Annotated in this window: 11 protein-coding genes; 7 read left to right on the top strand and 4 right to left on the bottom strand. The window is 68.1% G+C overall.

Features of this window, described 5'->3' with window-relative positions:
• Together AC1DBQ_RS18875 and AC1DBQ_RS18880 are read left to right on the top strand one after the other, a co-directional pair.
• A partial coding sequence (locus tag AC1DBQ_RS18875) for an ACT domain-containing protein (RefSeq protein WP_476929965.1) occupies positions 1–238 on the top strand: 238 nt, incomplete at its 5' end.
• Between the two features lie 8 nt (positions 239–246).
• Positions 247–870 (top strand): rhomboid family intramembrane serine protease, encoded by a 624-nt coding sequence (locus tag AC1DBQ_RS18880; protein ID WP_476929966.1) that lies wholly within the window; start codon positions 247–249, stop codon positions 868–870.
• Between the two features lie 130 nt (positions 871–1,000).
• Here AC1DBQ_RS18880 and greA read toward each other — a convergent pair whose 3' ends face one another.
• From greA to AC1DBQ_RS18895, 3 genes are all read right to left on the bottom strand, one after another.
• Positions 1,001–1,495: a transcription elongation factor GreA gene (gene greA / locus AC1DBQ_RS18885; RefSeq protein WP_476929967.1), complete on the bottom strand. Its 495-nt coding sequence runs from the start codon at positions 1,493–1,495 to the stop codon at positions 1,001–1,003.
• 208 nt (positions 1,496–1,703) lie between these two features.
• Complete coding sequence (locus AC1DBQ_RS18890; RefSeq protein WP_476929968.1) at positions 1,704–2,813, bottom strand: alkaline phosphatase family protein; 1,110 nt, start codon at positions 2,811–2,813, stop codon at positions 1,704–1,706.
• A 224-nt stretch (positions 2,814–3,037) separates the two neighbouring features.
• Positions 3,038–3,490, bottom strand: a complete 453-nt coding sequence (locus AC1DBQ_RS18895) for a DUF4307 domain-containing protein (protein WP_476929969.1) — start codon at positions 3,488–3,490, stop codon at positions 3,038–3,040.
• A 213-nt stretch (positions 3,491–3,703) separates the two neighbouring features.
• Between AC1DBQ_RS18895 and mca the strand changes: the two genes are divergently transcribed.
• The 4 genes from mca (at position 3,704) to AC1DBQ_RS18915 (ending at position 7,976) form a co-directional block, all read left to right on the top strand.
• The gene (gene mca, locus AC1DBQ_RS18900) at positions 3,704–4,609 is read left to right on the top strand and encodes a mycothiol conjugate amidase Mca (RefSeq protein WP_476929970.1); all 906 of its coding nucleotides are present in this window, start codon (positions 3,704–3,706) and stop codon (positions 4,607–4,609) included.
• A 136-nt stretch (positions 4,610–4,745) separates the two neighbouring features.
• A complete protein-coding gene (locus tag AC1DBQ_RS18905) occupies positions 4,746–5,075 on the top strand; it encodes a hypothetical protein (protein WP_476929971.1) in 330 nt (109 codons plus the stop codon).
• Positions 5,053–7,314, top strand: coding sequence for a thioredoxin domain-containing protein (locus AC1DBQ_RS18910; protein ID WP_476929972.1), 2,262 nt, complete (start codon positions 5,053–5,055; stop codon positions 7,312–7,314). Before AC1DBQ_RS18905 ends, AC1DBQ_RS18910 begins: the two co-directional genes overlap by 23 nt.
• On the top strand, positions 7,311–7,976 hold the full coding sequence (locus AC1DBQ_RS18915; RefSeq protein WP_476929973.1) for an HAD family hydrolase: 666 nt from the start codon (positions 7,311–7,313) through the stop codon (positions 7,974–7,976). The genes AC1DBQ_RS18910 and AC1DBQ_RS18915 overlap by 4 nt, the downstream gene beginning before the upstream one ends.
• Before the next feature lie 203 nt (positions 7,977–8,179).
• Here AC1DBQ_RS18915 and trhA read toward each other — a convergent pair whose 3' ends face one another.
• Positions 8,180–8,896 (bottom strand): PAQR family membrane homeostasis protein TrhA, encoded by a 717-nt coding sequence (gene trhA / locus AC1DBQ_RS18920; RefSeq protein WP_476929974.1) that lies wholly within the window; start codon positions 8,894–8,896, stop codon positions 8,180–8,182.
• A 155-nt stretch (positions 8,897–9,051) separates the two neighbouring features.
• On the opposite strand from trhA, the gene AC1DBQ_RS18925 reads away from it, so the two are divergent.
• The coding region (locus AC1DBQ_RS18925) for an undecaprenyl diphosphate synthase family protein (protein ID WP_476929975.1) at positions 9,052–9,417 on the top strand (366 nt) is incomplete at its 3' end.

Consider the following 9,417-nt stretch of genomic DNA (forward strand, 5'->3'; position numbering starts at 1 on the left):
CTACATGACCGTGCGCATGATGCTCGATGACCGTCCGGGCTCCCTCGCGACGATTGCCCGGATCATCGCCGAGAACGACGCCAACGTCACCGGCCTGGRCCACACCCGCGTGGGCGGCTCCATCAGCATGGGCGACGTMTCCATCACGGTCAACCTGGAAACCAAAGGCCACGAGCACTGCAGCCAAGTCCTCGCAGCGCTCCGGGCCGAGGGCTTCCAGCCGATCGTGGTGCACTAGGGGCCGGGGTGCTGGACGCGTCTCCCGGCGGGACGCCGGGAAGAGGGGAATCTCCCGGGGCGCGGGCCCGCACGGGCCTGCTGGTGGTGGGATCGTTCGTGGTGCTGCTCTACCTGATCGAGATCGTCAACACCGCGTTGTTCCATTCCCTGAACCGCATATTCGGCCTGCGGCCGCGCAGCACGGATGGGATCCTGGACATCCTGACGTTTCCGCTACTGCACGCGAGCCTCGCCCATCTGATGTCCAACACGCTCCCGTTGATCATTTTCGGGTTTATCGTGTTCCTGTCCGGGCGGCGGGTCTTCATCACGGCCCTGGCCGCCAGTTGGCTGGCCTCCGGAATCGTGATGTGGCTCATCGGCGGAACCAGCGTCACTGTCGGCGCGTCCGGGCTGGTGTTCGGGCTGTTCGCGTTCCTGCTGGTCCGCGGCTTCTTCAACCGGAACTGGTGGCAGATCGTGCTGTCCGTGGTGCTGTTCATGGCCTACGGCGGGATCCTCTTCGGCGTGCTGCCCACCGTGGCAAGTTTCGTCTCGTGGCAGGCACACCTGGGCGGGGCAATCGGCGGCGTCGCAGCGGCCGTGCTGCTGAGTACACGGCGCCCGCGGTCGCTGCCCGCCGGCCGCTAACCCTGACACACTGAGCCGCAGCGCTGATCCCTCAAGCAGGCAGAAAACACGACGCCGGCCTCCCCGCGAAGGGGAGGCCGGCGTCGCTATTTTCGTAAAGGTGCTCCGTACGGGAACGTGTGCTGCGGTGTTAGCCGGCGTACGGCTTGGCGGACATGATCTCGACCGTGATGTCCTTGCCGTTCGGGGCGGTGTAGCTGAGCTTGTCGCCCTCCTTGTGGCCGACGATCGCCGCGCCGAGGGGGGACTTCTCGCTGAAGACGTCCAGGTCCGAGTMGCCGGCGATCTCGCGGGAGCCGAGCAGGAAGGTTTCCTCGTCGCCGGCAATCTTGGCCACGACGATCATGCCGGGCYCCACGATGCCGTCATCGGCCGGGGCTTCGCCGACGTGGGCGTCCCGCAGAAGGGCCGTGAGTTGGCGGATGCGGGCCTCGATCTTGCCCTGCTMCTCCTTGGCGGCGTGGTAGCCACCGTTCTCCTTGAGGTCGCCCTCCTGGCGCGCGGCTTCGATCTTCTGGACGATTTCTGCCCGGCCGGGGCCGGAAAGGTGGTCCAGCTCTGCCTTCAGGCGGTCAAAAGCTTCCTGGGTAAGCCAAGCCGCAGTTGCGCTGTTGGTGGTAGACACGGACTTCTCCTTTGGGTGGTCATACAAGCAAAGACCCCGCCACGGTGGCCACTTTTATGACTCAGTAACCAGCTCAGCGGGGGAAAGGTATTGATCCATTGTAGTCAATCCTGTGGATAAACCAAAGAGGACTGCGGCGTGGATCACATCGTGTTGCCATCTGGCAAGGTTTGCCCCGCTGGTGCCGCTACCCGGGGCGGCTGGGTGGTCACGGCCGCGAGTTGAAGACGTCGGATCCAAAACCGTCGACTCCGGGGGCACCTGCATATGCGAGGCGTGGTAGCGAGAAAATGTCTTCKATCGTGGCCAGAAGACTGTAGTGGCTGTACGTCTTGTCCGAGATTGTGCCGCCCCGGACGAAGGGGGAGAGCACTAAGGCACCGACGCGGCCCCCGGCTGTTCCGCCGGGAACGCCCTCTGGGCCTTGTCTGGCACCGTCAGCTTCGTCAAAGGTAATGACAAGCACTCCGTCMTGTTTATAGGCCGGGGAGTCCAGAATCGCGGGTATCTGTTTCTGCAACCAGACGTTGGAACTGACCAAGCCTCCCTCCCTGCCGTCCGCGCAGGGACTGTCATGCYCGTCATTGCATAAGTTGGGGCTGATGAAGGAAAGGTTGGGGGTGGTCGCTGCGGACTTAAGGTCGCCGGCAAGTTCGGTGAAGTCGACCACGTTCTTCTGACAATCCGGCGAGGATGTGATCGCCGCGAAGTAGACAAAGGGGTTATGCCGGGTCGCGTATTGATCATCCGGTGAGGMGTCCTGGTTACCGTCCTCGGCCCCGGTCTCAKGATGCCGGCATGGACTTTTCATCCCCTCCATGTAGCCCTTCCAAGTCTTACCGKCCGCACTGAGTTGGCCCGCGACGGTCGGTACCGACGCGGGATAGATGCAGCCGGTACCTTTCACCTGCCCCGGCTCGGCGGTGCCCGCCGGTACGAACGGGACATATGTGCCGCAATCGTTCCGGGTCATGGGGTTGKAGGCCTGCCCCGAAATCTGCGCGATGTAATTGGGAGCGGAGTGATKGGCGATTGCGTAGTAATTGGAAAGCAACACGCCCTTGGCGCGAAGCGTCTCAGAGAGGTAGGGAGCGTCCGAGTCAGCGCCCCAGGCCTTATCGAATCCTTCATTCTCGAGATTGATCACAAACACATGGCCCGGGCGGTCGGCGCGGGCGCCCGCGGCGGGCGCTGGGGGATCCGCGGCTCGCCATGGCTCGCAGCCGGAAACTGCCAGGACTATTGCCGCTGCCAGCACCAGCAGGGCGGCCGCGCCCCGGCCGATGGTTCCGTTCGACTTTCCGGGGTTMATGCGCATCCCGCTTTCWTGTTGAAGCGTGCAGCAGGGGGCCCGGCACCGCTTCGGTCGCTGCCCTGCTCTCGAGACCGACGAGCCGCTGGCACCAGCATAGGTCTCCGGTCCAAGGATGTCCCCCCGCGGACACCTTTGAGTTCCTTGATTGGCGCGGCTTGAGGGCGGAGGCGTTGGCAGCGGCCGGGCGACGCCGCTGCAGCACAGCTGCGGCCCGCGGGGGCCGCGACCTACTTTCCGGCGTCCGGAATCCAGCAGTTGTCCACGACGGCGGAGACAGCCTGGGACTCGGTGCGCAGCTGGGTACTGTGGCCGGTGGTGCGCCCGCCGTCGGTGCCGGCATCGGTGGGGTTCGGGCCGATGTCCACKACTTTCCAGCCGACAATCGCGAACTTGGCGTCCATGGCCTTGACAGCGCACTTAGCATCCGCGGCGGGGTCCTTGGTCACCTGGAAGTCAACCTCCGTCAGGGTGGCGTCGGTGGTGCTGTAGCCGATGTCCTTGAAGCTGACGCTGGTAGTGGCCGCCGACGTCGTCACCCAGGCAAGGAAGGCGATGCCCRCGGCGAGTACGGCGATCAGGATGTTGCGTTTGCCCGTGCGTGTCAGTGCGCGCTTTTGGCCGCCGTAACGATTGGCTAGGCTGGTAGGTGCCGGCGCGGCATGCTGATCCTCGGAAGTCACCAGTCCAGTTTAGTGTGGATCGGACCGGGATATTTCCGCGGCGGCGGCTGACCCTGCAGGCTAGGCCATGGACGGCCGGCGCGCCGTGCGGGGTGGCCGTGCCGTAGCGGCCCCGCAGGGTCCGGCGCAACGGCATGTCCGCCACAACAGATTGTCCGCTCGACCAGCAAGTCCGCCCTAACAGAGAACAGCAGAAAGAGGAGCCGTCCCCTGATGACAGCATCCCCCAGCCCGTCAGCACCGCTTCGCCTGCTGGCGGTCCATGCTCATCCCGACGACGAATCGAGCAAGGGCGCCGCCACGATGGCCATGTACGCCGCCTCGGGCGTGGACGTCCTGGTGGCCACCTGCACCGACGGCTCGCGCGGCGACATCCAGAACCCCGCGATGGAGGGCCAGCCGCACCCCAAGCGCGACATGGCCGGGGCGCGCCGGCTCGAGATGGACGCCGCCGCGAAGGTGCTCGGCGTCCGGCAGCGATGGCTCGGATTCGTGKATTCCGGGCTGCCGGAAGGGGACCCGCTGCCGCCCCTGCCGCCGGGCTGCTTCGCCCTGCAGCCGCTGGAGCGGGCGGCCGCGCCGCTGGTCCGGCTGGTCCGGGACTTCAAGCCCCATGTGATCGTGAGCTATGACGAGAACGGCGGCTACCCGCACCCGGACCACATCATGGCGCACCGGGTAGCCGTCGAGGCTTTCGCGGCGGCCGGTGATCCCGCCCGCTACCAGGGCATCGGGGAGCCGTGGGCGCMCAGCAAGCTCTACTACGACCGCGCCTTCAGCCCGGACCGCTTCCGCGCGCTCCACTTTGCGCTCGAAGAGGCGGGCCTGCAGTCCCCGTATGCCGAGCGGCTGGCCACGTGGCTTGAGGCGGACGCCGAGGGGCACACCCCGCCGCCGCCGACGCACCCCACCACCACCCAGATCGAGTGCGGGGACTTCTTCGAAGCCCGCGACGACGCGCTCCGGTCCCACCGCACGCAGGTGGACCCGGAAGGATTCTTCTTCGCGGTATCCGCCGCCATGCAGCGCAAGGTCTGGCCGTGGGAGGACTACTCCCTGATCGAGTCGCGGATCCCCGTCGAACTGCCCGAAACGKACCTCTTCGCCGGGTTAAGATAGACGGGATAGACTTCTTCTATCCGGCGTAGAAGAGGCCCCGTAGAATTGGGGCCCCGTAGAATCAACGCCCCGTAGAACAGGCGCCGTAGATGAGGCGCCGTTGAAAAGACTCCGGTTTCCACAGAAGGTTTTCACCGTGCATTCCTTGCTCATCGCTCTGGCAACAGCTCCGGCGCCCACCCCCACGCCGTCGCTGCGACCGGGCCTGTCCGAGGACCAGGTCACCCCGGGTTTTCTGGGCTTCCTGCTGACGGCCTTCATCGTGGTGCTGACCGCGCTGCTGATCGTGGACATGGTGCGGCGCATCCGCCGGGTCCGCTACCGGGCCCAGGTGGAGGCCGAGCGTACGGCCGCCGAGGAGGCCGGTACCTCCGGCGGCGACGGCACCGAGGACACCCGGTTCCCGGCCGAGGGCGGGGCTTCCCGGCCGGAAGTCAACGGCGATGCAGGACCCGGAAACCGCTAACAGCGGTTCCCCCCGCCCGCTGMCGGGAGGCTCGAACGCCCTGGCGGCGGAGCCCTCTGCGTACCTGCGCCAGCACGCCGGCAACCCGGTCCACTGGCAGCCGTTCGGCGATGCGGMCTTTGCCGCCGCGGCCACCCGGGATGTTCCGGTGTTCCTCTCCATCGGCTACGCGGCATGCCACTGGTGCCACGTCATGGCCCATGAATCCTTCGAGGACCAGGACACGGCCGACTACCTGAACGCCCACTTCGTCGCCGTCAAAGTGGACCGCGAGGAACGCCCTGACGTCGACGCGGTCTACATGGCCGCCACCCAGGCGATCAGCGGCGAGGGCGGCTGGCCGATGTCCGTCTTCCTCCTGCCCGACGGCCGGGCCTTCCACGCCGGCACCTACTTCCCGCCCCGGCCCACGCCGGGCCGCCCCTCCTTCCGGCAGGTCCTTGAGGCCGTGAGTGAGGCATGGACGGAGCGCCGCGGCGCTGTCGAAGCCAATGCCGCCACCCTGGCCCGCGGCATCGCCGCGTCCCAGCCAGCCAGCGCCGTCCGGCTCGATGGGCCGCCGGAGCCCCTGGACGCTGCGCTCCTGGGGGAAGCCGTTCGCGCTCTGTCCCGCTCTGAAGACCAGAGCCACGGCGGCTTCGGCGGCGCGCCGAAGTTCCCGMCGTCGGCCGTGCTCGAATTCCTGATCCGGCACGCCGCAGCGCCCCGKGACAGGGTGTCCCTGGACAGAGTGCCCTCGGCAGCCGCTGAATTAGATACCGCCGGCCCGGACGCTGTGGGAGCTGACACCGCGGCGGCGGCGCGGGACATGGCGGGGCGCGCGCTCGCGGCGATGTCCCGGTCGGCGTTGTTCGACCAGCTCGACGGCGGCTTCGCCCGCTACTCCGTGACTCGGGACTGGTCCGTTCCGCACTTCGAGAAGATGCTCTACGACAACGCCCAGCTGCTGCGCGTCTACGTCCACTGGGTCCGCCTGGGCGGAACGCCCGAGTACCCGGCGGCCGAGGCGGCAGCAGTGGCCGGGCGCACCGCGGACTGGCTCCTCACCCGCCTCGGGCTGCCGCCGGCCACGGCCGCGGCACCGGGCGGGGGAGCGGCGCAGGGGGTGGCCCTGGCGTCCTCGCTGGACGCCGACACAGTAGTGGACGGCGTGCACGCCGAGGGCGCCAGCTACATGTGGACCCCCGCCCAGCTCCAGGAACTCTTGGGTCCCGCCGACGGCGCCGCCGTGGCGGCCCTCATGAACGTCCGCACACCGGGGAGCGTGACCGTMGACGGTTCGCCGCTGCATCCGGGCCGGGAGGTCGCCGGCGACGACGCTGTGCTGTGGCAGCGGGTGCGTCCGGTGCTGGCGCAGGCACGCTCCGGCCGCCCGCAGCCAGGCCGGGATGAGAAAGTTGTGGCCGGCTGGAACGGACTGGCCGTCGCGGCACTCGCCGACGCCGGKGCCGTCCTGGCACGGCCGGAGCTCGTGGCCKCCGCGGAACGTATTGCGGCGTATCTCGAACGGGTGCACTGGCAGCCGCCCGGAGAGGGCCCCGGCAGGCTCATCCGCGTGTCCCACGGCGGGGTGCCGCGCGGAATCGGGGGCCTGCTGGAGGATTATGCTTTTTGCGCCGAAGSACTGTTCGCGCTTTATGGGGTGACCGGGCACACCCKCTGGTACAGCCTGGCGGCGGCCATGCTGGATGCGGCCTGCGTGCGGTTCGCGGCCGACGACGGACTGAAAGACGCTGCCGGGGAGTMGGCGCAGGTCACCGCGGCCCAGGGCGGCCGGGACGGCCTGGACCTGTTCGACAACGCCGCCCCCAGCGGTGCCGCCGCGCTGGCCGGGGCGTTGCTGACCCACTCGGCGCTGTCCGGCTCCACGGAACACCGCACCCTGGCGGCCAACATCCTCTCCCTGCTGCCGCCGCTCGCGGTCCGGGCGCCCCGCGTGGCGGGCTGGCTGCTGGCGACCGCCCAGGCCGCGCTCGCCGGACCCGTCGAGGCCGCCGTCGCCGGGCCGGACACGCCCGGGCGTGCCGCGCTGCACAGGGCGCTGCTGCTCTCACCCAGCCCGGGGCTGGTGGTCGCGGTCCAGGACGACGGCGCCGCACGGCCCGTGCCGCTACTGCGCGGCCGCGGTGCGGGTCCGGACGGCGCCCCGCAGGTGTTCCTGTGCCGCGGAATGGTCTGTGACCGTCCGACGGGTTCCGTCGAAGGGGTGCGCGAACGGCTGGCTACAATGGCCCGATGACTTCTGAGCACGGCTTTGAGCTGGTGGTGTTCGATTGCGACGGCGTCCTGGTCGATTCCGAGGTAATCGCCGTCCGGGTGGACCAGAAGGTGCTGGCGGACCTCGGCTGGGACCTGGAGCTCGATGAAATCGTGGAACGGTTCGTCGGACGATCCGAGGCCCACTTCGTAGCCGCCGTGGAGCAGCACCTCGGAATCCGGCTGGCCGACGGCTGGGACCAGGAGTACGGACGGTGGTACCAGGACGCCTTCGAGCGCGGGCTTGAGGCGGTCGACGGCGTCGAGGAGGCGCTGGACCGGCTGCCGCTTCCGAACTGCGTCGCCTCCAGCGGCAGCCACGAAAAGATGCACCGCACCCTGGGCAGGACCGGGCTGCTCCACCGCTTCCAGGGCCGCCTCTTCAGCGCCACGGAGGTGGCCAACGGCAAACCGGCGCCGGAMCTGTTCCTCCACGCCGCCCGCCGCCTCAGCACAGCGCCGGAGCGCTGCGCCGTCGTCGAGGACAGCGCCTACGGCGTCCAGGCCGCCCGGGCAGCCGGGATGCACGTCTTTGCCTACGCCGGAGGCGTGACCCCGGCCGCGCGGCTGGCCGGCCCCGGGACCACCGTCTTTTCAGACATGCGGCAGCTRCCCGGGCTCATCGCGGCGGGGCGGCCCGCCTGAGCCGCCGGCCATTCGTGACCGAGCTTCGACGTCGGAATTTCCCCACCTTCGGGGGCCTAGCCCGGCGTGTCGGGCAGAGGAGCTGGTGGGTCCCGGCGTCGCTGTCGCAATGGTGGGGAGAATTGGCGCTGACGGGCACCAGGCAGCTGGTGCGGGGGAGTAGGGGTGGTCGACCGGCCTGGCTGCGCCTCGGCCCCGCGGGCTCAGCTCAGGACCGCGATCGCAATGGCAATGTAGTGCGCGGCGAAGGCGACCACCGTCAGGGCATGGAACAGCTCGTGGAAGCCGAAGTGCTCGTAACTGAAATTCGGCTTCTTCAGGGCGTAGAAGACCGCTCCGGTGATGTACAGGACGCCCCCAACGCAGATCAGCACGGCCGAGGCAACATTGGCGGCGAAGAAATCCGGGAGATAKAACAGTGCACCGCAGCCAAGGGCGATGTAGATCGGCACGTAGAGCCATCGCGGGGCGTGGGTCCACAGCAGACGGAACAGCACACCAAGAATGGCCCCGGACCAGATGACCCACAGCAGCAGTTCGGCCTTCTGCCGCTCCAGCAGGGCCCAGGCCAGCGGCGTGTAGCTGCCGGCGATCACCAGCATGATGTTGGTGTGGTCCAGGCGCTTGAGGACAATCTTGACCCGCGGTGACCAGTTCCCGCGGTGGTACACGGCGCTGACCCCGAAAAGCAGCACCCCGGTAGCAGCGTAGACGGCGCACGCAACCTTCAGATCCGGCGGAGCCAGGAGCACCAGTACCAGCCCGGCGAGGAGCGCCAGCGGGGCCGTCACGGTGTGGATCCAGCCCCGCCATTTGGGCTTGATCATGAGCAGCTCGGCAAGCTTCACCGCGGCGTCGTCCACCGGGGTCCCCTTATTTGCCGGAGGCTCCGGACGGGGCTCCAGACTGTTGCTTTCCATGCCGCAATAATAAACTACGCACTGGTAAGTTACCTGCGAGTAACTATGGTTCGGGGGCTACCCGGCGGCAGTCCTGCACGCGGCAGGGCGCTCCGGCAGGTAGCCTAGGATGTGCACTGAACMAAGGATCTCAAGGAAGCCAGGTGAATMTCCGGATGGAAATGCCCGGGTTCCTCTACGGCTTTTACGAGCGCAAACTGCAGCGCTCCCTGGACCCGGAGCGGATCCCCCGGCACATCGGCGTCATGGTGGACGGCAACCGGCGCTGGGCCCGCCAGTTCAACGCCCCCACGAGTCAGGGGCACCAGGCCGGCGCGGACAAGATCCACGAATTCCTTGGCTGGTGCCAGGAACTCGGCGTCAGAGTGGTCACCTTGTACATGCTCTCCACGGACAACATGAACCGCTCCGGCGAGGAACTGGACCTCCTKATGGGCATCATCGCCAACACCCTGGACCGGCTGGACGAGGACGCCGACATCTCCGTCCACGCCATGGGCGCCCCGGAACTGCTGCCGGAC

Source organism: Arthrobacter sp. 10T413_2, from assembly GCF_056394205.1.